At 42.5% G+C, this 25,561-nt stretch carries 26 protein-coding genes, 2 tRNA genes and 2 pseudogenes; 8 read left to right on the plus strand and 22 right to left on the minus strand.

What is annotated here, in order from left to right:
* Window positions 1–397 precede the first annotated feature (397 nt).
* Genes bioD through bioB form a run of 4 tightly spaced genes read right to left on the minus strand, consistent with a single transcriptional unit; the run spans window position 398 to window position 4,019 of the window.
* Window positions 398–1,081, minus strand: a complete 684-nt coding sequence (gene bioD, locus Xedl_RS38220) for a dethiobiotin synthase (RefSeq protein ID WP_074022418.1) — start codon at window positions 1,079–1,081, stop codon at window positions 398–400.
* The gene (bioC, locus tag Xedl_RS38215) at window positions 1,071–1,844 is read right to left on the minus strand and encodes a malonyl-ACP O-methyltransferase BioC (RefSeq protein ID WP_074022417.1); all 774 of its coding nucleotides are present in this window, start codon (window positions 1,842–1,844) and stop codon (window positions 1,071–1,073) included. The genes bioD and bioC overlap by 11 nt, the downstream gene beginning before the upstream one ends.
* Window positions 1,828–2,979: an 8-amino-7-oxononanoate synthase gene (gene bioF, locus Xedl_RS38210; RefSeq protein ID WP_074022416.1), complete on the minus strand. Its 1,152-nt coding sequence runs from the start codon at window positions 2,977–2,979 to the stop codon at window positions 1,828–1,830. The genes bioC and bioF overlap by 17 nt, the downstream gene beginning before the upstream one ends.
* A complete protein-coding gene (gene bioB / locus Xedl_RS38205) occupies window positions 2,979–4,019 on the minus strand; it encodes a biotin synthase BioB (RefSeq protein WP_074022415.1) in 1,041 nt (346 codons plus the stop codon). Before bioB ends, bioF begins: the two co-directional genes overlap by 1 nt.
* 95 nt (window positions 4,020–4,114) lie before the next feature.
* Here bioB and bioA point away from each other — a divergent pair, with 95 nt between their 5' ends.
* Window positions 4,115–5,398: an adenosylmethionine--8-amino-7-oxononanoate transaminase gene (bioA, locus tag Xedl_RS38200; RefSeq protein WP_074022414.1), complete on the plus strand. Its 1,284-nt coding sequence runs from the start codon at window positions 4,115–4,117 to the stop codon at window positions 5,396–5,398.
* Here bioA and tnpA read toward each other — a convergent pair.
* Window positions 5,398–5,580, minus strand: a pseudogene (tnpA, locus tag Xedl_RS38195) (IS200/IS605 family transposase); the annotation flags it as partial. The gene bioA and the pseudogene tnpA sit on opposite strands and share 1 nt — an antisense overlap.
* A gap of 179 nt (window positions 5,581–5,759) precedes the next feature.
* Between tnpA and Xedl_RS38190 the strand changes: the two are divergent.
* On the plus strand, window positions 5,760–6,725 hold the full coding sequence (locus Xedl_RS38190) for a hypothetical protein (RefSeq protein WP_074022413.1): 966 nt from the start codon (window positions 5,760–5,762) through the stop codon (window positions 6,723–6,725).
* Between the two features lie 88 nt (window positions 6,726–6,813).
* Here Xedl_RS38190 and Xedl_RS38185 read toward each other — a convergent pair.
* Window positions 6,814–6,918, minus strand: a pseudogene (locus Xedl_RS38185) (IS1 family transposase); the annotation flags it as partial.
* Between the two features lie 254 nt (window positions 6,919–7,172).
* Here Xedl_RS38185 and Xedl_RS38180 point away from each other — a divergent pair.
* Window positions 7,173–7,745 carry a hypothetical protein gene (locus Xedl_RS38180; protein WP_074022412.1) on the plus strand — a complete coding sequence of 191 codons (573 nt, stop codon included), beginning with the start codon at window positions 7,173–7,175 and terminating at the stop codon, window positions 7,743–7,745.
* A 126-nt stretch (window positions 7,746–7,871) separates the two neighbouring features.
* Here Xedl_RS38180 and pgl read toward each other — a convergent pair whose 3' ends face one another.
* Window positions 7,872–8,864 (minus strand): 6-phosphogluconolactonase, encoded by a 993-nt coding sequence (pgl, locus tag Xedl_RS38175; protein ID WP_074022411.1) that lies wholly within the window; start codon window positions 8,862–8,864, stop codon window positions 7,872–7,874.
* Between the two features lie 148 nt (window positions 8,865–9,012).
* Between pgl and Xedl_RS38170 the strand changes: the two genes are divergently transcribed.
* The gene (locus Xedl_RS38170; protein ID WP_074022410.1) at window positions 9,013–9,828 is read left to right on the plus strand and encodes a pyridoxal phosphatase; all 816 of its coding nucleotides are present in this window, start codon (window positions 9,013–9,015) and stop codon (window positions 9,826–9,828) included.
* 57 nt (window positions 9,829–9,885) lie between these two features.
* Here Xedl_RS38170 and modC read toward each other — a convergent pair whose 3' ends face one another.
* The 4 genes from modC to Xedl_RS38150 all read right to left on the minus strand — a co-directional run bounded on the left by modC (window position 9,886) and on the right by Xedl_RS38150 (window position 12,777).
* Window positions 9,886–10,947, minus strand: a complete 1,062-nt coding sequence (gene modC / locus Xedl_RS38165; protein WP_074022409.1) for a molybdenum ABC transporter ATP-binding protein ModC — start codon at window positions 10,945–10,947, stop codon at window positions 9,886–9,888.
* Window positions 10,941–11,633, minus strand: coding sequence for a molybdate ABC transporter permease subunit (gene modB / locus Xedl_RS38160; protein ID WP_074022408.1), 693 nt, complete (start codon window positions 11,631–11,633; stop codon window positions 10,941–10,943). The genes modC and modB overlap by 7 nt, the downstream gene beginning before the upstream one ends.
* A 17-nt stretch (window positions 11,634–11,650) precedes the next feature.
* Entirely contained in the window at window positions 11,651–12,421 is a 771-nt protein-coding gene (gene modA, locus Xedl_RS38155; protein WP_074022407.1) for a molybdate ABC transporter substrate-binding protein, read from the minus strand.
* Between the two features lie 221 nt (window positions 12,422–12,642).
* The gene (locus tag Xedl_RS38150; protein ID WP_074022406.1) at window positions 12,643–12,777 is read right to left on the minus strand and encodes an AcrZ family multidrug efflux pump-associated protein; all 135 of its coding nucleotides are present in this window, start codon (window positions 12,775–12,777) and stop codon (window positions 12,643–12,645) included.
* A 176-nt stretch (window positions 12,778–12,953) separates the two neighbouring features.
* Here Xedl_RS38150 and modE point away from each other — a divergent pair, with 176 nt between their 5' ends.
* The 4 genes from modE (at window position 12,954) to gpmA (ending at window position 17,378) form a co-directional block, all read left to right on the plus strand.
* On the plus strand, window positions 12,954–13,745 hold the full coding sequence (gene modE, locus Xedl_RS38145; protein ID WP_074022405.1) for a molybdenum-dependent transcriptional regulator: 792 nt from the start codon (window positions 12,954–12,956) through the stop codon (window positions 13,743–13,745).
* Between the two features lie 118 nt (window positions 13,746–13,863).
* Window positions 13,864–15,348, plus strand: a complete 1,485-nt coding sequence (modF, locus tag Xedl_RS38140) for a molybdate ABC transporter ATP-binding protein ModF (protein WP_074022404.1) — start codon at window positions 13,864–13,866, stop codon at window positions 15,346–15,348.
* A 209-nt stretch (window positions 15,349–15,557) separates the two neighbouring features.
* Window positions 15,558–16,397: a CPBP family intramembrane glutamic endopeptidase gene (locus Xedl_RS38135; RefSeq protein WP_074022403.1), complete on the plus strand. Its 840-nt coding sequence runs from the start codon at window positions 15,558–15,560 to the stop codon at window positions 16,395–16,397.
* 228 nt (window positions 16,398–16,625) lie between these two features.
* Window positions 16,626–17,378 carry a 2,3-diphosphoglycerate-dependent phosphoglycerate mutase gene (gpmA, locus tag Xedl_RS38130; RefSeq protein ID WP_074018398.1) on the plus strand — a complete coding sequence of 251 codons (753 nt, stop codon included), beginning with the start codon at window positions 16,626–16,628 and terminating at the stop codon, window positions 17,376–17,378.
* A gap of 73 nt (window positions 17,379–17,451) precedes the next feature.
* Here gpmA and aroG read toward each other — a convergent pair whose 3' ends face one another.
* The 11 genes from aroG to ybgC all read right to left on the minus strand — a co-directional run bounded on the left by aroG (window position 17,452) and on the right by ybgC (window position 25,561).
* Window positions 17,452–18,504 (minus strand): 3-deoxy-7-phosphoheptulonate synthase AroG, encoded by a 1,053-nt coding sequence (aroG, locus tag Xedl_RS38125; RefSeq protein WP_074022402.1) that lies wholly within the window; start codon window positions 18,502–18,504, stop codon window positions 17,452–17,454.
* Between the two features lie 231 nt (window positions 18,505–18,735).
* Window positions 18,736–19,461, minus strand: a complete 726-nt coding sequence (gene pnuC / locus Xedl_RS38120) for a nicotinamide riboside transporter PnuC (protein ID WP_074022401.1) — start codon at window positions 19,459–19,461, stop codon at window positions 18,736–18,738.
* 287 nt (window positions 19,462–19,748) lie between these two features.
* Window positions 19,749–19,824: transfer RNA gene (locus Xedl_RS38115), tRNA-Lys, on the minus strand.
* 32 nt (window positions 19,825–19,856) lie between these two features.
* A tRNA-Lys gene (locus Xedl_RS38110) sits at window positions 19,857–19,932 on the minus strand.
* 156 nt (window positions 19,933–20,088) lie between these two features.
* Entirely contained in the window at window positions 20,089–20,865 is a 777-nt protein-coding gene (gene cpoB, locus Xedl_RS38105) for a cell division protein CpoB (RefSeq protein WP_074022400.1), read from the minus strand.
* A gap of 9 nt (window positions 20,866–20,874) precedes the next feature.
* The gene (pal, locus tag Xedl_RS38100) at window positions 20,875–21,375 is read right to left on the minus strand and encodes a peptidoglycan-associated lipoprotein Pal (protein ID WP_074022399.1); all 501 of its coding nucleotides are present in this window, start codon (window positions 21,373–21,375) and stop codon (window positions 20,875–20,877) included.
* A 42-nt stretch (window positions 21,376–21,417) separates the two neighbouring features.
* Window positions 21,418–22,704, minus strand: coding sequence for a Tol-Pal system beta propeller repeat protein TolB (gene tolB, locus Xedl_RS38095; RefSeq protein ID WP_208605021.1), 1,287 nt, complete (start codon window positions 22,702–22,704; stop codon window positions 21,418–21,420).
* Window positions 22,705–22,893: 189 nt separating this feature from the next.
* Entirely contained in the window at window positions 22,894–23,979 is a 1,086-nt protein-coding gene (gene tolA / locus Xedl_RS38090; protein WP_074022398.1) for a cell envelope integrity protein TolA, read from the minus strand.
* Window positions 23,980–24,014: 35 nt separating this feature from the next.
* Entirely contained in the window at window positions 24,015–24,446 is a 432-nt protein-coding gene (tolR, locus tag Xedl_RS38085) for a colicin uptake protein TolR (protein ID WP_074022397.1), read from the minus strand.
* Between the two features lie 24 nt (window positions 24,447–24,470).
* Window positions 24,471–25,160, minus strand: coding sequence for a Tol-Pal system protein TolQ (tolQ, locus tag Xedl_RS38080; protein ID WP_074022396.1), 690 nt, complete (start codon window positions 25,158–25,160; stop codon window positions 24,471–24,473).
* Window positions 25,157–25,561 (minus strand): tol-pal system-associated acyl-CoA thioesterase, encoded by a 405-nt coding sequence (gene ybgC, locus Xedl_RS38075; protein WP_074022395.1) that lies wholly within the window; start codon window positions 25,559–25,561, stop codon window positions 25,157–25,159. Before ybgC ends, tolQ begins: the two co-directional genes overlap by 4 nt.

Below are 25,561 nucleotides of genomic sequence, written 5' to 3' on the forward strand. Positions count from 1 at the left end.
GATGGGGCACTGAATAGCAAAGAGATGCAAAAAGGAATTGCTTTTATTTAACGCATTGATTTTGACTATAAAAAAATCCAAGTAGAGAATAACAGCAAATCTGCCGCAGGCCGCGTATTACCTTGCACGAGGATACTTTTCTAAAACTAATACACAAGGTTATCCACAGGAATAGTGGATAACTCAGCAAAACCTATTAAGCATGGGCGGTTGCAGAGTTATCCCCACTGATACATTTTTTCAATAGTGGAATATTTTTATGCTGCTTTGGGATTGATTCACGCTATTTGTTGATCAAAAATAGTTCAATCGTTGTTGAAATAAAACATCTTCTACGTAAGAACATCGATTAAATCACAACCCTAAGCATCAATTTTAACTAGCCCAAAGTAAACAATTAGTTAACCAAAGAATCAATAGTAATATATTTTCCTATATTATTTTTATCGCATGATTCACTCAGATAAGGAATAATTCCCAATAAAGGTGCGGGGATCAGGCGCTCCAGTGTCTCCAGATAGGCAGCCTGATGTTTGCCGGCCGGTTCAATTTCATTGGCAACCCAGCCAGCTAACTTTAGCCCAGCATACTGAATTGCCTTTGCGGTTAATACAGCATGGTTGATGCAGCCCAATTTGACACCCACTGTCAAAATTACCGCTAAATTCTCCTGGATCACCCAATCGGCAAAAGTCGTATTTTCCGATAATGGCGTATACCATCCTCCTGCGCCTTCAACCAAAATCCAGTCAGATTTTTTTACCAGTACTGCCAAACCTTCCGACAAAACGGAAAAATCTATTGGTTGATTAAGTTCCGCACTTACAATATGCGGCGATGTCGGCTCCATAAATACCAGCGGATTCACTTCCCGATAAGTGAGTGACACCGAACTATTACGCTGCAAGGCCAATGCATCACCATTACGTATTCCTTCTGACGTCATTTCACTTCCTGATGCCACAGGTTTATAACCGGCAGTCAAATATCCCTTCTTATTAGCCGCTTGCAGCAAGGCACAACTCACCACTGTTTTACCTACATCAGTATCCGTTCCTGTCAGAAAATATTTACTTGTCACAATAAATAACTCCAAAAACAATTTGATAGCTTAATGGATAATCCCCATTGTTTCGTGGGTAGGCTTCTGCAAGGGCGTTTAGACGTTTTCTCGTCATTAATCCTTGCTGGCGGCCATGATGAAGGTGTGTTGCACCGATCCCTTTTAGGGAATTCAATAAAGGCAACAATTGTGGATAGCGCTGGTAATATTTTCGGCTAATGATTTTATGTCGATAGGGTTGGCATGCCTGGATAATTGTTCGCAATGGCAGGAATTGATTAACATGCTGATAATCATCCACGTGCGCCCAAGCGGTTGCCAATTCATTCAGCGAACCCTGTGCAAGCGTGGAAAATACGATAAGGCCACCGCTACGGGTAACACGGTAAAATTCGCGTAAAGCGCATGATAAATCATTGCACCATTGTACCGCCAGATTGCTGAAACAGATGTCGACGCTGTTATCTGCTAACCCCAAATGTTCGATATCTCCTTGCAAATAATAATCAGCAACTTGCTGCCCTTTTGCATAGCTCAACATACCGGAAGCCAGATCCAGTGCGATAACTTGTTTACCCTGCTGTTTCCAACGAGCACTAAAAAAACCGCTTCCGCACCCTGCATCCAATACCTGCATACCGATATCTTCCGCTTGTGCCAACCCCATCAAATACTCACCGGTTTGCTGTTGTAACTTAGCCACCGTGTCATATTTGGCAGCCGCACGGTCAAAAGCACCGGCAATCGCCTGCTTGTCAACGGATTTAACAGCCAGAACCATGCAACGCCTCCAGTAATGCATCAATGTCCTGTCGGGTATGGTTTGCTGTCAATGTAATACGCAATCGTGCGCTGTCAGGGGGAACCGTGGGTGGAAGTATTGCTTTAACCCACACTTTTTTTTGCTTAAGTACATGAGACAGTGCGGTACAACGCTCATTATCACCAACGATTAATGGCTGGATAGCCGTTTCTGAATTCAGCAATGCAAAAGGCAGATGCTGTGCTTCGCGACGAAAATAACGGATGTTGTTTTGCAACCGCTGACGCAATTCATCCCCAGCCCTGATTTGTCGTACTGCTTCGGAAAGTGCCAGTGCCTGCGCAGGTGGCATTGAGGTGCTGTAAATCAGATGTCTGGCATATTGGAGCAGGTATTCTGCGGTTTGTTCATCACATAAAATTGCGGCTCCGCTTAATCCAAATGCCTTGCCGAAGGTGACGACCAGAATCTCCGGTTTAACATTTTGCATCCAGCAACTGCCGCGCCCTTCATCACCATGAATGCCGATACCGTGGGCATCATCCACCATCAACCAACTTGCCGTCGATTTCGCTTGCTGTGCAATAACATCAAGTGGCGCATAATCCCCATCCATGCTAAAAACACCTTCCGTGACCACCAGCGTTTTACCGATACACGTTTTTGCCAAATGTTGCTGCAAAGATCCCATATCATTATGCAGAAAACGCCGAAGTTGTGCGGGAGAGTGCATTGCTGCTTCGAGTAACGACGCATGGCTCAGGCGATCAGCAATAATGCGATCTTTCCCTTCCATCAAGGCCGCAATCACCCCTTGATTAGCGGCATAACCGGAAATGAAAAGTAAAGCACGAGAATATCCCAACCACTCCGCGAGTTGTTGTTCCAGCGTGTGATGTGCAGCAGTGTAACCCGTAACATGCCCTGAGCCGCCACTGCCCACACCATATTGCTGGGCACCTTGTTGCCAGGCAGTAATAATCTGGGGATGTTGACTCAAGCCAAGGTAATCATTACTGGAAAAATTAAGATATTGGCCGTCCGAAGTGGATAATAAACGCCCATCAGCGCCGTGATGGATTTGCCTGTTACGCCATAGCGGGGTGCCCCGACGTTCGGCCAAACGCAGGGAGAGAAAGTCTGACCAGCTCATCATATTGCCGCATTATAAAATTGTTCGTTATCAGCATGATGAATCATAGCTTCAGTCAAATTCTGCTGTTGCTGATTGTCACCAAATGCCGTTTTTGTTTGTTGAGGGTTAATTCCCAAGCGGCGGAACAGTTGCAGATCTTTATCTTCATTCGGGTTTGGTGTAGTCAGCAATTTACAACCGTAGAAAATGGAATTAGCCCCTGCCATAAAGCACAGTGCCTGAGTTTGCTCATTCATCTGTTCACGTCCTGCGGATAAACGGACGTGAGATTTTGGCATCATGATCCGTGCCACAGCGATGGTACGAATAAAGTCAAAAGGATCGACATCTTCATTGTCTTCCAGTGGTGTTCCTTTGACTTTTACCAGCATATTGATCGGTACACTTTCCGGCGGCTTAGGCAGGTTTGCCAATTGCACCAATAATGCTGCCCGATCACGAATTTGCTCACCCAAACCAACGATACCGCCGGAGCAGACTTTAATACCTGCATTTCGGACATTGCCTAAAGTATCCAGCCTGTCCTGATAACTGCGAGTGGTGATGATATTGCCGTAAAATTCTGGCGAGGTATCCAGATTATGGTTGTAATAGTCCAGACCGGCCTGTGCCAAACGCTGTGCCTGCGATTGGTTTAACATGCCTAACGTCATGCAGGTTTCCATCCCTAGTGATTTGACTTCTTTGACCATTTTTTCCAAATACGGCATATCACGCTCATGTGGGTTTTTCCAGGCTGCCCCCATGCAGAAACGGGTTGAACCCGCATTTTTCGCTTTGCGCGCTGATTCAATGACTTTTTCCACTTCCATCAACCGTTCTTTTTCCAAACCGGTTTTATAGCGGGAACTTTGTGGGCAATATTTGCAATCCTCTGGACAAGCGCCCGTTTTTATCGAAAGCAGTGTACTGACCTGTACTTGTTGTGGATCAAAATGTTCGCGGTGTACTTGTTGTGCCTGAAATAATAATTCAAAAAAAGGTTTATCAAACAACGTCTGCGTTTGTCTGATTGTCCATTGTTGACGCTCGCTCACAATAACATCTCCGATGTAAAAAATGTTGTCAGTTTAAATAACACCGTTATCATGTCAACCAAAATGAACTTTAAAAGGTTTACAACAAAGTTATTATGACTCCTTCAGATCTTAAATTTGACCAGCGCCATATTTGGCATCCGTATACCTCAATGACGAATCCACTTCCCACCTATCCTGTCGTATCAGCCACTGGTGTGGAACTGGTTTTATCAGATGGACGTACATTGATTGATGGTATGTCTTCATGGTGGGCAGCTATCCACGGTTATAATCATCCTGTTCTCAATGAGGCAGCAAAGTCACAAATCGATAAGATGTCCCATGTTATGTTCGGCGGCATAACCCACCCCCCGGCGGTTGAACTGTGCAAGCAATTGGTGGCAATGACACCAGATCCTTTGGAGTGTGTTTTTTTGGCAGATTCTGGCTCTGTCGCCGTAGAAGTCGCCCTGAAAATGGCAGTGCAATATTGGCAAGCCAAAGGGAAAAAACGCCATCGTTTCCTGAGCCTGCGTCATGGTTATCATGGTGACACTTTTGGAGCCATGTCTGTCTGCGATCCAGACAACTCTATGCATAATCTGTACAAAGGCTATCTCCCCAATCATCTGTTTGCCAATGCGCCGCAATGCCAGTTTGGTGATGAATGGCAAGCCGAAGATATCGATTCTTTTAAACGATTATTGCTGCAATATCATGATGAAATCGCTGCTGTGGTTTTAGAACCTATTGTTCAGGGTGCTGGCGGAATGCGGATTTATCATCCTGAATATCTGCGCCAGATTCGTCAGCTTTGTGATGAATATCAGATTTTGTTAATTGCAGATGAGATTGCGACCGGATTTGGACGGACTGGCAAGCTATTCGCTTGTGAACATGCGCAGATCGAACCGGATATATTGTGCTTAGGCAAAGCATTGACGGGGGGGTATATGACATTGTCCGCAACACTGACTACCCGCCACGTTGCTGAAACTATCAGCCAAGGTGAAGCAGGCTGTTTTATGCATGGCCCAACTTTTATGGGAAATCCTCTGGCTTGTGCCGTCGCCTGTGCCAGTCTGAAATTGCTCGCTGATAGCCCGTGGCCACAACGTATTCAATCAATAGAAACTCAATTAAAAGCAGAACTATTTCCCCTCAAATCACACAGTTTGGTCAAAGATGTTCGGGTGTTAGGCGCGATAGGTGTGGTTGAAATGAAACAGCCCGTCAATGTCGCTTCATTGCAACGCCATTTTGTTCAAAATGGTGTATGGATCAGGCCATTTGGTCGGTTAATTTACCTGATGCCACCTTATATTATTCAACCAGAACAGCTAGCAAGGCTGACAAATGCCATTGCGGGTACATTGACATCCTCACCGCTCAAATGAAGGTGTCCAACCACCTGAGATATAGATAATTTTGGCGGTATTTTTACCAGAAGATGAACATGATCTATTTGAACAGTCAATTCTACAATTTCTATCTCGAGTTGCTCACATGAAATCCGTATCTGCTTATAAACCTCCCTTCTTACATTATTTTTCAGTATTCTAAATCGGCATTTTGGCATTCAGACAATATGATATTGACCACCTCCGTAGGAGGTGGTATTCAGTTATGAATAAAAAATATAAATATAAATATATTTATACCCACTTTTATCTTATTATTTTCTTGACTGATATTAATATCAGTAGGAAAATACTTCCGAATTATAAGTATCTTTAAAATTATTAATGGGAGTTCATTATGATCGAATCTATTCTAAATGATGCGGTAAGACACTCCAGGGAAATGTTAAAAGCAAAATCAGGTAATAAGTATTATTTTGACAACGCTCCCCTTAAGGAAAAAGGAACATATAAGGAATTTTTATATGGAAATGAAATGCAAAAACATAAATATAATGAATTTAATAAAATGAGAAACTTTATAGATGTATTCAGAAAAAAAGAACATAATATTGAAAAAAATGACAAATTTAAAAATGACAAATTTAAAAATGACATTTATAGAAGTATGTATGAGAATATTATGCATGGTAGTGAAATTAATGAACAAAGCATAAAAAAAAGAAATGAAATAAAATCTAAACTTCATGAACAAGAAAAACACGAGAGGTTATATAAACGTAATGAAATAGAAAGAGAAGCTGATACTTATAAGGCGCTATATAATTATACATTGAAAAATAAAGATAATTTTCTATCCGGAAATTGCCCTGATTACTGCAATTGTGCGTTTCATTATTTAATACATAATTGTCTTGATAATATTCTGAAGTTTTTTAATTCTGGTTTAGAAAACCCTGATCATGTCTATATTCAAATAGTGGGGGCTGTAGGAGTACATGATCATGTATTTATAACAATAGGCTCTTTTAATCATAATATGTTTAAACCTATACTGGGGAGGTTATATCACAATCTACCAAAGGAATTATGGGTATGCGATCCTTGGGCAAATATTGTTTGCCCTGCTGAAAAATATAATGACCTGTGGAAAAGCAAAATGGATAAATGGCATTACATGGGTAAATGTATTGTGTTAGCAGAAGAAGATCCTATTCCTAATAGGAAAGTAATCCCCCCTTCTGCTAAATGCCACTCTCCTTTAAAGAAAAATACATATCTTACAATTCAAAACAGTATGAAAAAAGTATTTAATCTAGCAGTTATATCACCTGACAAGAACGTAAAAATAATGGCTTTATAACGAGATGGAAAGTATAGGGTATATCTTAATTAATTGAAATAAATAAAAACATACATTTTCGGTCATGTATTCAATCCGTTGATTTGCCTTAAATATAGTATTCTTTTTCGATAAAAGTACCGATAACTTTTTCATTCATTTCGGGGGATTTTGAGTAGCTGAGTGTTTTACGATTCAAGCGGTTAATTCTGTTATAACGTGTGAGCAATAATACACTTTGGAATCATGACCAGAAAAAATGGTGATTATACATAACTATCAATAGGTTGAATAGGTGACCCATTTATTATATTTCTAATAAAAAACAAAGCATATTAAATGCATTTCCAAACGTCAATCACTGACAAATATTAATGACAAAAACAGAGGCTATTACATCACCTAAAAACAAATTATTTGATATATTCATGATGAAACCACGCTTATTTAAACAAAGAGGAAAATATCATGAATACAGAAAATTTGTTTACATCTTCCAATAATGAAATACAAGATGTCTTTGAACTATCTCAAAATAGGTATGAGCAAGAAATTTCGCATTACGAAACTCTGGTAATAGAAAAACCTGAATTAGCCCATCTGTTTGTTGAAAATATTCAACCAGATTCATTAACCAGTCCAACCCAGAACCAAACCGAATTTGTCAGTGGGTATTTTAACATTAACACATATTATCAATATGGCGGCTTACCTTTTACCCAAATATCTTCTAACTCCACTACCATTGGGCACGAACCTAATATAGGGAAAAAGGCCAATTTCAATGGCTATATTAATGGTGTATATAACACACCAATATTGAACTTTAATAATATTCATCTTGGAGGTGTAGTCAAATATCCTTACTCCATTATCAATACACCATTAAACATTCAACTTTATATTTACCCAAGAAATATAATCTTACGACTTTTAAAAGGAAATGTTTATTTAGGCGATTTATATTCCGTACAACAGAATCACATATTAATCACCTATCCTATTGTTTTACCAGGTGTCGGAACGTTTAATTTAATTTAACATCAATTAATTACATTAATTTTTTATCTTGTTTGTAGCAAATAAATTTTCGCCAGTCACATAGCCAAGCTATATGGCTGGCGTGATCACGACTTACCTTCGCCGATATTACTTTTGCCAATATTGCTATGCCACTATTGCCAATATCGTCACCCACATCGGGCCTTTGCCAACCGGATAGCGCGCCAGTTGAGTTAATTCCCCTGAATATTTGTCAATACGCGATACTGAAATATGATCCGATTTCTGCCCTGATGCAATCAGAAAATGACCGCTGTGATCAATAGCAAAACCACGCGGTTGACTCTCTGTCGGATAATGTCCGGCTAATGTCAGGCGATAACCATCTTCTGAAACGCGGAAATGGCTGATCAGGCTCTCTGAACGCTCACTGGTATAGAGGTGCCGACCATCCGGTGTCATGTGAATATCAGCCGACCAACGAACGTTGGAAAAATCTGCTGGCAACGAATCAATTGATTGCACAATACGATATTTTTCCCATTGACGCAGAACATCAACGGTTGAATCCAATTCATTAATGCAATAGATGGCCTGTTTTTCCGGATGGAATGCCATATGACGTGGGCCTGCACCTGTTGCTGTCGTAATTTCATCTGTCCGACTTTCTGTCAGATAGCCCTGCTCATTCAAATTGAAAATACGAATATGATCTTCTTTCAGACAGGGAACCAGCAGTTGACGATTTTCCCGATCAATATTAGCAGAGTGTGGCGCTTGCAGACCTTCTACAATTTGGTCTGGAGCTTTAACGATCCCATTTTCATCAATAGGATGAACACTTAAGTTATTGAAGCTGTAAGAAGCAGAGAATAAAAAACGCCCTGCTCTGTCAGTGGATATATGGGTCGGGCTACCCGGCAAGGGGGCAATGGCTCGCTGTTCAAGGCATCCATCTACCCCAATGGCATAAGTTACGATACTAAATTGCGGACGAATTCCCACATATAAGTGTTTACCATCTGGATTGACAACCATTGGCTGCACTTCACCTGGTACATTTACGGTCTGGAGAAGCGCAAGTTCCCCCGCCACATTAAGCGACCATACGTGAATTTGTCGGCTATTTGGGCTGGCTGTATAAACCACCTGTTTCATGTTATCTCCTTAATGCGTATTGCCATTTTATTGATCTATAACGATTCTTAAAAAATTTTAACGGCTAAACTGCCTATATGACGGTTTAACTATATTCAACTAACGTATAATATTTTGTTTATATCATAGACAACTTAGAGGCCAATCCATGTCGTATCGCGTTATCGCTCTGGATCTCGATGGAACACTGCTCGATCCACAAAAACGTATTCTGCCAGAATCACTGGCAGCCCTAAATGAAGCCCGCCAGTCAGGTATCAAAGTTTTGATTGTAACCGGACGCCATCATGTCGCCATCCATCCTTTCTATCAAGCACTGCAACTTGATACGCCTGCCATCTGTTGCAATGGAACTTATTCGTATGATTATCATGCAAAGAAAGTTTTGGCCTCTGACCCACTCTCCATCCATGAAGCCTCTCAAGCACTTGCCTATCTGCAAGATACAGAAATTCAGCATCTGATGTATGTTGATGATGCCATTTTATATCAATTTCCTCACACTGTAGCCCGAACCCTTGCATGGTCGGATTCTCTGCCTGAGTACCAGCGTCCGAATCTCCAGCAAACAGGGAATTTTCAAGACGCGATCCACGAGGTTAGTGCGATTTGGAAATTTGCCACCAGCTCACCCAATTTAGTGAAATTACGTGAGATTAGTGAACAAATTGAGGAAAATATTGGCCTTGAGTGTGAATGGTCATGGTTTGATCAAGTCGATATTGCCAAAAAAGGCAATAGTAAAGGTATACGGTTGCAACAATGGGTGGAATCGCAAGGCATGAGCATGAAAGATGTGATTGCTTTTGGTGATAATTATAACGATCTCAGTATGCTGGAAAGCGCCGGACTGGGTGTTGCGATGGGGAATGGCGTTGATGCCGTCAAAGAGCGGGCAGATATTGTCACACGGGATAATACCCAACCCGGTATCGCTGAAGTTTTAAGAAAATATGTACTGTAATTACCTTTGATGTCCATTCACTGGGAGCAAATCAGCTCCCAACTTCCGACATATTTATCAGTGACGATTCAACGAAATACTCTTTATCTGTGCATAGAGCCATTGCCCTACTCGCAGATTAAGCTCTTCCCGCGCCCAAGGCGTAATTCTCGCCCACAGTGTATGTTCACTCAGCGCCAATTTGACATCAACCTGACCATTATCCTCAAACAACTCAATGACTTTGACTTGCAAAGTGTTACGAATGCTGCTGGTTTTCGGCGGTTCCAAAACTAAGGAAACATCTGATGCATCAACGCGGATATGCAGATCAGTTCCTGGAACAGCATTAACTTGTGGCAACCAAAGGAGCTTGTCAGCCACTGCGACTGCGGTCATTTGATAACGTTGATGGTGTTCCATAACAGACACTTTTAGTATGCTGCCCAAACTCTCTTTTTGCAGCCACGGACGCAGTGCACTGCTCGACCAGACCTCTTCTAAGGTTCCTGTTGCCCTGATTTTTCCCTTATCCATCACAATGACATTCTCTGCCAGCCGTAAGATTTCATCCAAACTGTGACTGACATAGAGGATCGGGATTTTGACGTCTTCGGACAACTTTTCAAGATAAGGCAATAACTCACGCTTACGGGGTAAATCTAATGATGCCAGTGGTTCATCCATCAGCAGGATTTCTGGGGCGGTCAGTAATGCACGGCCAATGGCTACCCGCTGTTTTTCTCCGCCAGATAATGTGATGGGGAAACGTGACAATAAATGTTCAATTCCCAATAGGCCAATAATACCGTCAAACTGCGATTTCATCTCAGGTGCCATGCCGTATTGCAAGTTTCCTTTCACACGATAATGCGGAAAAAGGCGTGCATCCTGAAAAACATAACCAATCCGGCGCTTTTCTGGTGGCACAAAGATCTTTTGTTCGGTATCCACCAACGTGGAGCCGTTTAAAACAATGCGACCTTGTTGTGGGTGGCTCAATCCCGCAATCATATTGATCAGTGAGGTTTTCCCTGCCCCTGAAAGCCCAAATATGGCAGTAATGCTTTCTGTTGGTAAAGTGGTGTTAACCTGCATGTGCAGCTCACCCAATCGCTGCTCAAAATCCAGCTCTAACATGCTGCCCCCAAACGTTTCCTGCCCCAGCGTGTCAGCCACTCGGAAAGCATTAATGAAATCAGCGCCAATACGATAGCAATGATGCACAAACGGGCTGCGGCGGTTTCAGCGCCTGGTGTTTCTATCAATGTATACATGGCAAGAGGAATGGTTCGCGTCTCCGCCGGAATATTGGCAACAAAGGTAATAGTGGCACCAAATTCCCCCAATGAACGGGCGAACGCCAATACTGCACCAACAATGATGCCGGGTAATGATAATGGCAGGGTAATGGTGAAAAAGACTTTAAACGAACCTGCCCCTAAAGTATGGGCAGCCTGTTCCAGTCGCCGATCGATACTCTCCAATGACAAACGAATAGCCCTGACCATCAGCGGAAAAGCCACCACAGCCGAAGCCAATGCCGCCCCTGTCCAACTAAATGCAAAACTGATACCGAACCAATCATAAAGGTATTCACCAATGACCCCGCGCCGTCCCATGCTGATGAGCAACAGATATCCCACTACCACTGGCGGTAATACCAGTGGCAGATGAATAATGCTGTCAAGCAAGGATTTACCAACAAACTGGCAACGAGCCAGCATCCATGCCATTAAGATCCCAAATGGCAAACTGAATAGCACAGCAATCGCTGAGATTTTTAAGCTCAGTAAAATTGCCTGCCACTCATATTCACTTAACATCTCCAAAAGATCAGTTCCTACAGTGGACTAAAGCCGTAACGTTTAAAAATGGCAGCGGCTTCAGAGGTTTTAAGGTAATCATAAAAATCGCGAACGGCCTGTCTTTCATGATCTTTGATTATTGCCATCGGATATTCCACCCGTTTATGGCTTTCAGAGGGGAAAACCCCCACAACTTTCACCTTATTGCTGGCAACGGCATCAGAGCCATAAACAATGCCCAGCGGAGCTTCGGCTCGTTCTACCAGTGCCATACCGCTACGCACATTATTAGTACGAGCCATCAGCGGATTAACCGTATCCCATGCATTCAAATAGTGCAGCGATTCTTTAGCATAAATACCAACGGGTACATGATCAGGATCGCCAACCGCTAATCGCCCTCCTGCCAGCAAAGATTTCCATTTGGTTTCTCGGTTGATCTCCACTTGATTCAAGTTACTCTCTTTAGGCGCAATCAGGACGATCCGGTTCCCCAACAAGGTATGACGGGTATTCTCGGCAATTAATTGTTTATCAGTAGCATAATTCATCCACTGCTGATCGGCAGAAATAAAAATATCGGCCGGAGCTCCTTGCTCTATCTGGCGCGCCAATGTCGACGATGAAGCGTAGGAAGCCACGATATTGCCCTGTTTCTCTTTTTTATATTGTGTTGCAATCTCATCCAACGCATTAGTTAATGAAGCCGCCGCAAACACAGTAACTTTATCTGCCGCCCAACCATTTCCGGCAAGCGCAAAAGTGACCACGGCTCCTGCCAACAACTGATAAATTTTATTTTTCATTTTACACTCACCTGAGATAATCAATATGGTGCGTTGTATATAACAAGATACAACGTTAAATGAAAACGCTATTTTGTGATTAATCGGCAAGTTGTGAGTTAGTTTTAGCTTTTATATTGATCTCAATGCAACAATTACATATGAAAAGTTATATATGAAGAGGAAGGCAGGAGTTGATGATTACCCGGATAACCGGGTAATAAAAATGGTAAAGCTCAAGACTATCGACTGGTGTTTTCTGTTTTGGAGATCAGATTGAATAATCCCCCAAGCACGTAAATCAACGCCAAAATAGCCGCCATCACCACGGGAACCATGATCAGCGCAAATCCCATACTTTTAAGCAATTCAAACATGCTAACCTCATATCCTGAGTGACTAACAAATTAACTGAATCATATCTGAAAATGACATAACACAGACATTAATTCCGTTATTCTAGACAATAAAACAGTAACAGTAACCGACGAAACGTGCGATTCTTATGGTTCTGTTGTAAAAATTCTCAAATAGTTGCCCTAAATAAATCACTATGCAAGCCCAAATATTATTAATACTGAAATTGCAACAACGCCTGTTCGCTGATCCTCGGCGAATTACATTGCTTAAGCAAATTAAAGTCACGGGTTCTATTAGCCAAGGTGCAAAGCAGGCTGGGATCAGTTACAAAAGTGCCTGGGATGCCATCAATGAAATGAACCAACTCGCCGATGAGATTTTAGTGGAACGTGCCACGGGTGGAAAAGGCGGCGGCGGTGCCCAACTGAGCCATTATGGTGAACGTCTGTTGCAACTTTATGATTTATTGGAAAAAATTCAACAAAAAGCGTTTGATGTCCTGAAAGAGGATTCTCTGCCCTTAGACAGCTTGCTCGCGGCTATATCTCGTTTTTCGTTACAAACCAGCGCCCGCAATCAATTTTTCGGTACGATCACTGAACGTAGCCACGCCAATATTCAACAACATGTTCGGGTTTTGCTGGCAGATGGTAAAACATCAATCTATGCGGCTGTAACGGAACAAAGTGCCAATCGGCTGAATTTAGTCACCGGAAAAGAAGTGTTGGTATTGATTAAAGCGCCGTGGATAACTTTAACCAAAGATCAGGCTCCTGCTGTTTCATGCGAAAATATCCTATCCAGCCAGGTTAGCCATATTGAAACAGGAACAGAATACAGTGAAATTATTCTGACACTTGATGGCGGTGAATCCCTTTGTGTTACGTTATCTAACCAAGACGTGGCGCATTTACAGCTCCAGCCCCACGATTCTGTTACCGCACTTTTCAATGCCGATAAAGTGATGATTGCCACCCTATGTTAATCGATTACAAAAATGATTAATCCTCAATGAATAACAAACAGCTACACATTGACATTAAACATTATTCCGCTTATTTCTGGTGATCCTTTAGTTGATGTTGCTTAAATAAGGAAGAGGAATGTCTGAATTGCAAATAACGCAAGCTAGTTTCCGTTTAAGTGACACCCGTACCCTACGGTTACCGTCACTGAAAATTATTTCTGGGGAAAGCTGGGCTTTTGTTGGGGCAAATGGCAGTGAAAAATCTTCACTGGCTCGTGCATTGTCGGATGAATTAATCCAACTGACAGGTGACCGCCATTGTTCGTTTCGCATACCAATACGTCTGTCTTTCGAACAATTGCAAAAACTGATTGATGAAGAGTGGCAACGCAACAATACAGATTTGATTAGTGACGGAGAAGAGGATACTGGGCGTACTGCCGCAGATATTATTCAACTTCACCATAAAGACAATGAATTGTGCCTTGAATTAAGCGAATATTTTGGTATTAAAGATTTACTCTCGCGACGATTCAAATACCTCTCAACCGGGGAAGTCCGTAAGGTTCTGCTATGTCAGGCAATAATGGCAAATCCTGACCTGCTTATTCTTGATGAACCTTTTGATGGGTTAGATAATTATGCCCGCAATCAACTTTCCCAATTATTGAGTTCTCTGGCTGCAAAAGGCATTACTTTAGTTTTGATCTTAACCCGATTCCATGAAATTCCTGATTTTGTCGAACAAGTTGGCGTATTGGCGGATTGCCACCTGATGCTGGCCGGAAAGAAAGAGAGCATTCTGGCACAATCTCTCGTGGCACAGTTAGCACACAGTGAAGGACTGAAAAATATTCATCTGCCCGAAACCGATGAATACCGGACTGATGGACAACTTCCACTTGACCAACCCTTGGTATCAATGCGTGATGTTATTGTTCAATACAATGACAAACCCATTTTGCACGGCTTGAGCTGGCAAGTGAATCCGAATGAACACTGGCAAATCATCGGTGAAAATGGTGCCGGAAAATCGACACTACTTAACCTGATTACAGGCGATCACCCCCAAGGTTACAGCAATGAGTTAGTCTTATTTGGCCGTCAACGGGGAAGCGGGGAAACGATTTGGGACATCAAACGTCACATTGGTTATGTCAGTAACAGTATTCATCTGGAGTATCGTGTCAGTACCAGCGTTCGAAACGTTATTCTATCGGGTTTCTTCGATTCAATAGGAATTTATCAGGCTGTTTCAGATCGACAGCAACAGTTAGCCGATGAGTGGCTGGACTTATTAGGGTTATCGGGATCAACGGCAACTAGCCCCTTTCATAGTCTGTCATGGGGGCAACAGCGGCTGGTTTTAATTGCCCGTGCTCTGGTGAAACATCCCGCTTTATTGATCTTAGATGAGCCGTTGCAAGGGCTTGATCCGCTAAACCGCCAGTTAATCCTGCGCTTCATTGACATCATGATTGCTAATGGTGATACGCAGCTTCTGTTTGTTTCTCACCATCAAGAAGATGCACCACAGTGCATTACCCATCGCCTGCGATTTATTCCTGACGGTGATATTTATCGGTATGAAACCGAGAGTATTTCCGTAGAATCGCTGTGATCTTCTTTCTTCGTTCAGCATATTAATTATCCCTCTCTATCAAGAGAGGGATTCCTATTACCGTTCTATGTAATCACTCTTTAATAAAATCAAGTCATATTTTTTTGATATTTTTTATTATTATTTTTGAATTTTTTAACCATTACTATAAAATCACCGTCCATTTTTAGACTATTTCATTGGTTTTTTTAAAGATAATAGGGAATTATATGGCTTGGGCATTACTTGCCATTGCATTGGCTCTTTTAGAGAGTCGCCAGAAAATTGCTTTTTTCGTCGCGCTCTTCGCTATCATTGCTGGGATCAGCACTAACGTACTTACCTATCCTGCTATAATCACGCTGACAGTGATAACTCTTTTAGGTATGGCATATATTTATTGCCAAAAAAACAGCGAAAAACATTTTATCCCCAGGATCGTCATCGAGCTGTTATTGCTTATCGGTGGTATTTTACTGTTTGTACATTACATCCCAGGATTCCATAATCTCAAGTACTTGGATAAAGTACAGGTAGGCTCGCTCAGCGCACCTTTTTCAATGTACTTCAACTTTGACAAGGCGCTGCTGCCATTTATCCTAATATTCTGTATGCCAACTCTGTTTATCAGAAAACCTTTGGTTAATGCACCGGCTCATGGATGGGCGTTATTGATCGCAGCCATTCCAGCATTATTAGGGCTTGCAACCGTATTAGGTGGATTGTCCGTTGAACTCCATTTACCTAATTGGTTCCCTGCCTTTGTTATTGCTAATCTTTTCTTTGTCTCTTTGGCTGAAGAAGCGCTGTTTCGTGGCTATATTCAGCAGAAGCTCAGTCAATGGATGAATCCTTACTTAGCTCTGGTCATCACCTCTCTACTGTTTGGCGCCGCCCATTTTGCCGGCGGTGGTTTGCTGGTGATTTTTGCTACGCTGGCAGGGTTAATTTATGGCCTGACCTGGCTGTGGAGTGGTCGTTTATGGGTGGCTGTTGCTTTCCATTTTTCACTCAATCTGATGCATCTGCTATTTTTCACCTACCCAATAAAATCAGTAGTCATGCACTAAACTGAATTATATTTGAGCTGAATTGTCTCCTATTCGGGGACAGTTCAGATCATAAACTCCCCGCTATCCCCTCCCTTGCCAGATATATAATCGCCGTAATTATCACCAAACATGATTTAAAACAGGAGATACGAGACTATTGTTTGCCGTTTTGGCCTGTCGCGCCATATAATGCCCGCAGCGATCTTTTTCATTTTGTATTAAAAAGTACTGATAGGAGTTTAAGCTATGGCTGTAACTAAACTGGTTCTTGTAAGGCACGGAGAAAGCGAGTGGAACAAAGAGAACCGTTTTACTGGCTGGACTGACGTTGAATTGTCCGATAAAGGCCGCTCTGAAGCACAACAAGCTGGTCAACTATTGAAAGAAGAAGGTTTCACTTTTGATTTCGCCTACACTTCCGTTCTAAAACGTGCTATTCACACTTTGTGGAACATTCTGGATCAGGTTGATCAGCAATGGCTGCCCGTTGAGAAAAGCTGGAAACTGAATGAACGTCACTACGGCGCATTACAAGGTCTGGATAAAGCAGAAACCGCAGCCAAATACGGCGATGATCAAGTTAAATTGTGGCGTCGTGGCTTCGCTATTACTCCTCCTGATTTGACCAAAGATGATGAACGCTACCCAGGCCACGATCCTCGTTACGCAAGCCTGAAACCAGAAGAACTCCCAGTCACTGAAAGCCTTGCTACTACTATCGAACGTGTTATTCCTTATTGGGAAGAAGTTATCAAGCCACGCGTAGAAAAAGGCGAAAAAGTCATTATCGCTGCTCACGGTAACTCCCTGCGGGCATTGGTGAAGTATCTGGATAATATGAGTGAAGAAGAAATTCTTGAACTGAATATTCCAACTGCTGTACCACTGGTTTATGAGTTTGATGAAAACATGAAGCCTATCAAACACTACTATCTGGGCAACGCTGATGAAATCGCGGCAAAAGCGGCAGCAGTTGCAAATCAGGGTAAAGCGAAGTAATCCTCACATCGCATAAAAAGAATGTTAAAAGCCGGAAATTAATCCGGCTTTTTTATGGCATTTTTACAATAAATTAGCTTCTGCGGTTCTGAACGGCCTGAGACAACTGACGCAGTAACGTTTCGGTATCTTCCCAGCCAATACAACCATCGGTCACACTTTGACCATAAACAAAAGGCTTGCCACTCTCCAGGTTTTGGTTTCCTTCAACCAGATGGCTTTCAACCATAACACCAATGATCGCATTTTCACCACCCGCAATCTGACCGCAAACATCAGCTCCGACATTCATTTGTCTTTTGAACTGCTTCGCGCTATTGGCATGGCTGAAATCAATCATCACGCGGGGAGCCAAACCGGCTTTTTGTAGTCCTTCTTTAACGGCACTGACATGTTCGGCACTATAATTAGGTTCTTTGCCACCACGCAGAATAATGTGGCAATCTTGGTTGCCTACTGTATTAACAATCGCGGAGTGACCCCATTTTGTGACAGACAAGAAACAGTGCGATGAGCTAGCTGAATTAATCGCATCAATAGCAACTTTAATTGTTCCATCCGTGCCATTTTTGAAACCAACCGGACAGGATAACCCCGATGCCAATTCGCGATGAATTTGGGACTCCGTTGTACGTGCCCCTATTGCGCCCCAGCTCATGAGATCTGCCAAATACTGAGGAGTAATCATATCCAGAAATTCACCTGCCGCAGGTAACCCCATATTATTAATATCGAGCAATAACTTACGGGCAGTACGTAATCCGCCATTAATATTAAAACTACAATCCATGCTTGGATCGTTAATCAATCCTTTCCAGCCGATAGTTGTGCGGGGCTTTTCAAAGTAAACCCGCATGATAATTTCCAAATCGGTTTTCAATTCTTCACGTAATTTATTCAAACGCTCTGCATATTCTAACGCCGCTTGTGGATCATGAATTGAACACGGGCCAATCACTACCAATAGACGATCATCTTCACCAATTAAAATATTATGAATAGATTCACGTGCTTTGTGAACAGTAATAGCACTCTCTTCTGTTGCCGGAAATTTTTCGAGCAATGCAACTGGTGGCAATAATTCTGTTATTTTTCTTATTCTTATATCGTCATTCTGGTAATTCATTATCCTTTCACCTAATACGTTTACAGTTATCCGAAATCATTTTGTGATCTCAATCTAACTGTTAGGCGTAGTTCTGTAAATAATCTTTGTGAGTAAAAATAGGATACTTTTTTATGAAAAATACCATTGGAAGTAAAAATGATGTTAATTCAAATAAATGGCTTAATAGAAGAGAATATAGGAAAATATCAAACAACAGGCCATAGAAATTTCTATGGCCGATGATCAACGCTAATTTACATTTTCTTGTGGTTGTTCTTCATTATGTTTCGCTGCCTTGATCCACAGGCGAGCGCCATTAACTGCAATACCGGTCAGGATAATATATTGCAGCGACATGGCTAAAACACCTTGATAATAATAAATCACGACACTGATAACATCGATGATCACCCAAATCAGCCAGTTTTCCACATGCTTACGCGTCATCAGTATCATTGCCACAATGGATAAGACTGTCATCACTGAATCCCAGAATGGGAAAGCATCAGGCTGCAAATCAGGCATGATGATATTAAAACCCATTTCCTGTAGGGCGAGCACCACCACTTTTGCCATATAACCAAATATTTGATCGATATTAAATGTCATGATCAATATGGCAAAGATGGAAACCGCGGCAACAACAGCCATCTGTTTAGGGTTGAGCCACCGGATTTTAAGCTCTATTTGTTTTTGCTCATTTACTCGACTCCATGCATACCAACCATAGATATTGGCCGCGAAGAAAAAGATTTGCAAAATGAGGCTGGCGTAGAGTTGAATTTGAAAAAAGATGACAGCAAAGAGTGAGACATTAATTAATCCAAATAGATAATTAATGATTTTTTCCTGACTAGCAAGCCATATACATAACAAACCTGCTATCGTGCCAATCGCTTCAATATATGAAAGATTATAGCCACCCGTTCCCAGTGGGATATGTACCAATATGTTATTAATGTTGAAAAAATCCATACTTTTTTATCCTTACCATAAACAATGTTTAGTATATCAATACAAAAATATGAAATTACGAGATAAACAGGCTATTTTGCTCCTTTATGTTTTACATACTAAACAAGATAGCTAATTTAAGAAAAAAAGTCTTTAATTATTTCGAAGATTTAAAAACGATCAGGGAAAAATGTAAAGTCAGTAATTAAATTATTAAGTAATCTGTCGTAACCAATCGATTAAAAGTCAATTGCACTACCGACTGAGCTGACGATCTATCTAAAGAATGTTTGAGATGAGAATTTAGATGGTGGGTCGTGCAGGATTCGAACCTGCGACCAATTGATTAAAAGTCAACTGCTCTACCGACTGAGCTAACGACCCATCTAGGGAATGCTTGATAGTGAGAGTTTAGATGGTGGGTCGTGCAGGATTCGAACCTGCGACCAATTGATTAAAAGTCAACTGCTCTACCGACTGAGCTAACGACCCATCTAAATCTGCTTGGCAGTTATCCCTGCCAACGGCGGCATATATTACTGATTTCTCAGCGTGGCGCAACGTTTATTTTAAAAAACGGGTTTAAATGCTTATTAAGCGGTCAATCACCCCCAAAAAGACCGATTTCTGACCTTTTGGGGATAATTATTACATTCCGGAAAGCTTTTTTTCAGCCATTTTTGCTGCATTCGTGCCAGGATATTGCTTAATCACCTGCTGATAAACCGCTTTTGCTTTATCCTTTTGTCCTTTTTCCTGCATGATTAAACCAACTTTGTACAGGGAATCACTACTTTTTTGTGATTTGGGATAGTCTTTCACGACAGTGGCAAAATAATAAGCTGCATCGTCTTTCTTGCCTTTGTTGTAATTCAACTGACCTAACCAATAATTGGCATTCACCAGGTACTTAGACTTGGGATAGGTTTTGGCAAAGTTTTGAAATGCTACAATCGCTTTATCATATTCCTTGGTGTTGATAGCCAAAGAGACAGCGGCATCGTAATCACCTTTTTCACTGCCTGTACTCGCCGACCCAGCAGGTTGTTTATTCCCAACTTGTGCCGAAGACGCCGCATCACGATTTCCTGATTCAGAACCCTCTGCACTTGATGGATTGGTGATTTTATCCAATTGCAGATAAAGATCTTTTTGCCGCTCAATGATCTGATTTAACTGATACTGGTTTTCCTGAATTTGACCGCGGAGTGTATCGATATCACGCTGAGAGTCAGAAAGCTGTTGCTGAAGCTGGGTTAATAATTGACTGTGAGCGTCAGAAATACGCTCTAATTGGGAGAGGCGCTCATCGGTGGAGCCTGAGCCGACATTACTGATTGGCGCTTGGGCGGTAGCGGCCCAAGGAGCCGCTACGCCAACCAATAACGACAGACCCAACATATAACGTCTGAAGTTACTGTTCATGCATTACTCTTAGTATACGATCACAGCGCGACGGTTTTTCGCATATGCTGCTTCGTCATGGCCAAGTACAGCCGGTTTTTCTTTACCGTAAGAAACGATAGCAAGCTGATCAGCGGAAACGCCTTTGCCTTGCAGATACATTTTCACTGCGTTCGCACGACGCTCACCCAGAGCAATGTTGTACTCAGGAGTACCGCGCTCGTCTGCATGACCTTCGATAGTCACTTTAACAGATGGGTTAGTACGCAGGAAAGCAGCGTGTGCATCCAACATTTGAGCAAATTCGCCGTTGATGTCGTACTTATCGAAACCGAAGTATACGATGTTGTTGTTTTGCAGCTCTTGCATCTGCTGACGTGCTAATTCTTCAGCAGACAGAGTCTTAGAAGAATTATCAACGGTGCTTACACCCGACTGATCATTATTGCCAGTTTTGTTAGAACTACACGCTGCTACGGCCATGATTGGTAAAGCTAACATCAGCCCTTTTAGCACTTTGTTCAGTTGCATCTCTTTGATCCTTTTATAGTTTGCCATACATATTATTATGCATCACAGATACGGCGACCAGGCAGGAGATTTTACCTGTCCATCGGTAGCCGGAAGACGCGCTTTGAAACGCCCATCAGTCGAAACTAGCTGCAATACAGTTCCCCACCCTTGAGTGGAGCTATAAATCACCATAGTGCCATTAGGTGCGATGCTCGGCGTTTCATCTAGAAACGTATCTGTCAAGACTTGGACAGATCCCGTTGCCAGATCCTGTTTGGCGATATGCTGACTGCCACTCGCTGAGCTAACCATCACAATAAAACTACCGTCAGGGCTAACATCTGCATCTTGGTTCTGTGATCCTTCCCAAGTTAGGCGTTGTGGAGCACCGCCATTAATATCGATTTTATACAATTGTGGACGCCCACCCTGATCTGAGGTATAGACCAGTGTCTGGTTATCTGGCATCCAGCTTGGCTCAGTATTATTACTGCGGCCATCAGTGATCGGGCGAATTTGGCCAGAAGCTAAATCCATCACGTAAAGATTCAAACTACCGGTTTTAGATAATGCAAAGGCAAGCTTAGTTCCATCCGGAGAAAATGCAGGTGCTCCGTTATGGCGAGGGAACGAAGCGACCTGACGAATAGCACCTGTTGCCAGTGTTTGAATAATCAACGCAGAACGGCCACCTTCAAATGTAACATAAGCAAGTTTGGAAGCATCTGGCGACCAGGCTGGCGACATCAGTGGTTCTGGCGAGCTATGTACGGTAGATTGATTATAACCATCATAATCAGAAACACGTAGCTCATATGGATACTTACCTGCACTGTTATTTTTGACGACATAAGCTATACGGGTAGTAAATGCACCGCGAATACCTGTCAGTTTTTCAAAAACCTGATTGCTGACTGTGTGTGCAGCGAAGCGCAACCATTTTTTTTCAATTGTAAATTGCTCTTGTGCCAATACTGTTCCTGGTGCACCGGCAACATCAACAAGCTGATAAGAAACTAAAAACTTACCATCCGCACTAGGCTGAATATGTCCAACAACAACTGAATCTATCCCCAACGCAGTCCATGCGGCAGGCGTTACCTCTGATGCGGTAGTTGGTTGTTGTGGCATACGAGTAGGATCAATCGGATTAAATTTCCCACTGTTTCTCAAATCCGCAGCAATAATTGAACCAATATTTTCAGGGGATTCGCCTTCCCCAGTCCATTTAAATGGAACAACCCCAATAGGGCGGGCAGAATCAACACCCTGTGTAATTTCAATACGAACCTCTGCATGAGCAAGTGCTGCCCATAGCATCAGAAAGCCCAGTATGACTTTAAACATCTGTTTAAAAGTTTGCTTCATCATCTCTCCCATATCGCGATCTTTTACCTGCCGCAATAATTCGCCGGATTCTAACAAACGCCAACAAACAAAACTAGATACCTAAATAAAATCTAATAATTTTGTTTGTACATATAAATTATTCGAAAGTTTACCTAGAACATAACGATTATCTGCCAAACATTTAACTTAATGCGGCTTAAATTCTAGTGTGAAACTCTTAAAATATTCATAAACCTCTTTGCTTGGTGGAGGTGGCATTTTTTTTGCCAAATTAGCGGCGGTAATTGCTGCTCGACATAACGCCGGATCACCCGCACCCGCTTTGATATCAATCAATAATCCATCTGGCGCCAGTTTTATATTTAAATCACAAGTACGACCGATATACAGATTCGAATCGTAAAATTTACTCTCTATGGCAGCCTGAACTTTTCCCAGATAACTATTAATATCTTGCTGAGAAAGACCACTTTTCTTACCGCCACCTTTTCCTGCCGTAGCCGCTCCACCCTGCTTAGGTGTGTTAGACGTTAATCCACCTAACAGATCATTAACTGTTTGAGCTTGCTTTGCCGCTTCTGCCTTAGATTTTGCGGCTGCTTTTGCTTTAGCCTCTGCTTCTGCCTTGGCTTTCTCTTCTGCTGTTGCCTTAGCCTTCGCTTCGGCTTCCGCTTTAGCTTTTGCCTCAGCCGCCGCTTTACGTTTTGTCACCTCTTCCGCTTCTTTCTTCGCCTGGGCTTCCGCTTTCTGTCGGGCTTCAGCTTGCTCTTTTAGAATTCGTTCTTTTTCTGCCAGTGCTTTTGCAGCCGCTTCTTCTGCCTGTTTTTGATCTTCACGCGCTTTAGCAGCGGCGGCATCAGCCTGTTCCTGCTCTTCACGTGCCTTAGCGGCAGCAACCGCAGACTGTTTTTTCTGCGCTTCAGCTTCCTGTAGTGCCTTAATTCGCTCTTCTTCCGCCACTTTCAAGCGTTCCTGTTCTTCCGCCTGCTTTGCCCGCAATTCAGCCGCCTGTTGCTCAGCTTTTTTCTTCCGTTGCTGTTCAGCTAACTTTGCATTAGCCTGTTGCTGTTGTTGTTGGTTATATTGCTGAACGACCGCATTCGGATCAACCATAACAGCATCAATGACAGTCCCATCTTGTCCACCGCCCCCCATTTCTGTTTTTTGCACCAAAGAACCCCAAATCAGAAACCCGATCAGGATAATGTGCAATATTACCGAAATGATAATGGCGCGATTCAGCCTATTATTTTGCTCGCTTGTTCTTCCCACGCTCGACATCCAGAAACTTTAAGTAACTACCGCCGTCAGGCACCAATAGGTTGGGTCATTAAACCCACCGATTTTACACCTGCCTGACGAAGCATATTCAACGCCTTGATAATTTCATCATAAGGAACTTCCTTAGAACCACCAATCAGGAAAACCGTTTTCGGATTGGCTTTCATCACGGTTTGAGCTTCTGCAACGATTTGCTGTTCAGGTAATAATTCCAAGCGTTCCTGATTAACAATCATGCTGTACTGCCCTACCCCAGAAACTTCCACAATGACCGGCGGATTATCAGTGCTGGAAACTGTCTTTGAATCCACCGAATCAGGTAAGTCGACTTCTACGCTTTGCGTGATAATCGGTGCTGTTGCCATAAAAATAAGCAGTAATACCAGCAACACGTCCAGCAAGGGGACGATATTGATCTCGGATTTTAGCTCACGTCTGCGACTACGAGTGCGCGCCATTCGCTGATTTCCCCTTACGATTTATTACGACTTATTGGTATTGGAAGCAAAAGCCTGACGATGCAGGATAGCCAGAAACTCTTCCATAAAATTATCGTAAACTTGTTCCAGTTTGTTAACGCGCTGGTTCAGGCGGTTATAGGCCATCACCGCAGGAATTGCGGCAAACAGACCAATAGCTGTTGCAATTAAAGCTTCAGCAATACCAGGAGCAACCATTTGCAAAGTGGCTTGTTTGACCGCCCCCAAGGCAATAAAGGCATGCATGATCCCCCAGACCGTACCAAATAAACCAATATAAGGGCTGATGGAGCCTACCGTCCCCAGAAATGGAATGTGATTTTCCAATACTTCCAATTCACGGTTTAGTGAAATACGCATGGCACGGGAAGCCCCTGTAATAACAGCTTCTGGGGCATGGTTATTTGCCTGATGTAAACGAGAAAATTCTTTAAACCCAGAATGGAAGATTTGCTCAGTGCCACTTAGTGAATCACGGCGTGACTGACTTTCTTTGTAAAGGCGAGATAATTCAATACCAGACCAAAACTTATCTTCAAATGCATCTGCCTCACGGCTTGCGGCATTAAGAATTTTTGTCCGTTGAATAATGATTGCCCAAGAGACGATAGAGAAGCCAATCAAAATCAACATGATTAGCTGCACTAAGAAACCTGCCTTAAGAAATAAATCAAGGATGTTCATGTCAGTCACTGCTTAAACTCCGCGACAATAGACTTTGGAAGCGCAATCGGCTTCATTTGAGATGAATTCACGTAGACAACCAGGCATTCCGCGCTGCCGACAACTACGCCATTGCAATCAACAATTCGTTGAATAAATGTCAGAGAAGCGCCACGAATATTCGTAACTTCGCTTTCAACAATCAGTTGGTCATCCAGTTTTGCTGGTTTCCGGTAGTCAATCGTCATACGACTAACAACAAAGCCAACCTGCTCATCCAGCATAGACTGTTGGTTGAAGCCTTTTTCCCGCAACATTTCTGTACGAGCTCTTTCGTAAAACCCCAAATACCGAGCGTGATAAACCACACCACTAGCATCTGTGTCTTCGTAGTAAACACGGATAGGCCAACGGAATAACATATTACTCAC

The sequence above is a fragment of the Xenorhabdus eapokensis genome (assembly GCF_001908105.1).

Coding starts and splice junctions, on each gene's coding strand:
- tolB (WP_208605021.1), bottom strand. CDS start 22,704: ATGTTTAAAGTCATACTGGGCTTTCTGATGCTATGGGCAGCACTTGCT.
- Xedl_RS38180 (WP_074022412.1), top strand. CDS start 7,173: ATGAATACAGAAAATTTGTTTACATCTTCCAATAATGAAATACAAGAT.
- bioA (WP_074022414.1), top strand. CDS start 4,115: ATGACTCCTTCAGATCTTAAATTTGACCAGCGCCATATTTGGCATCCG.
- gpmA (WP_074018398.1), top strand. CDS start 16,626: ATGGCTGTAACTAAACTGGTTCTTGTAAGGCACGGAGAAAGCGAGTGG.
- aroG (WP_074022402.1), bottom strand. CDS start 18,504: ATGAATTACCAGAATGACGATATAAGAATAAGAAAAATAACAGAATTA.
- Xedl_RS38150 (WP_074022406.1), bottom strand. CDS start 12,777: ATGTTTGAATTGCTTAAAAGTATGGGATTTGCGCTGATCATGGTTCCC.
- cpoB (WP_074022400.1), bottom strand. CDS start 20,865: ATGAACAGTAACTTCAGACGTTATATGTTGGGTCTGTCGTTATTGGTT.
- modB (WP_074022408.1), bottom strand. CDS start 11,633: ATGTTAAGTGAATATGAGTGGCAGGCAATTTTACTGAGCTTAAAAATC.
- modE (WP_074022405.1), top strand. CDS start 12,954: ATGCAAGCCCAAATATTATTAATACTGAAATTGCAACAACGCCTGTTC.
- modA (WP_074022407.1), bottom strand. CDS start 12,421: ATGAAAAATAAAATTTATCAGTTGTTGGCAGGAGCCGTGGTCACTTTT.
- bioC (WP_074022417.1), bottom strand. CDS start 1,844: ATGGTTCTGGCTGTTAAATCCGTTGACAAGCAGGCGATTGCCGGTGCT.
- tolR (WP_074022397.1), bottom strand. CDS start 24,446: ATGGCGCGCACTCGTAGTCGCAGACGTGAGCTAAAATCCGAGATCAAT.
- pgl (WP_074022411.1), bottom strand. CDS start 8,864: ATGAAACAGGTGGTTTATACAGCCAGCCCAAATAGCCGACAAATTCAC.
- pnuC (WP_074022401.1), bottom strand. CDS start 19,461: ATGGATTTTTTCAACATTAATAACATATTGGTACATATCCCACTGGGA.
- Xedl_RS38190 (WP_074022413.1), top strand. CDS start 5,760: ATGATCGAATCTATTCTAAATGATGCGGTAAGACACTCCAGGGAAATG.
- Xedl_RS38170 (WP_074022410.1), top strand. CDS start 9,013: ATGTCGTATCGCGTTATCGCTCTGGATCTCGATGGAACACTGCTCGAT.
- modC (WP_074022409.1), bottom strand. CDS start 10,947: ATGTTAGAGCTGGATTTTGAGCAGCGATTGGGTGAGCTGCACATGCAG.
- pal (WP_074022399.1), bottom strand. CDS start 21,375: ATGCAACTGAACAAAGTGCTAAAAGGGCTGATGTTAGCTTTACCAATC.
- Xedl_RS38135 (WP_074022403.1), top strand. CDS start 15,558: ATGGCTTGGGCATTACTTGCCATTGCATTGGCTCTTTTAGAGAGTCGC.
- bioF (WP_074022416.1), bottom strand. CDS start 2,979: ATGAGCTGGTCAGACTTTCTCTCCCTGCGTTTGGCCGAACGTCGGGGC.
- modF (WP_074022404.1), top strand. CDS start 13,864: ATGTCTGAATTGCAAATAACGCAAGCTAGTTTCCGTTTAAGTGACACC.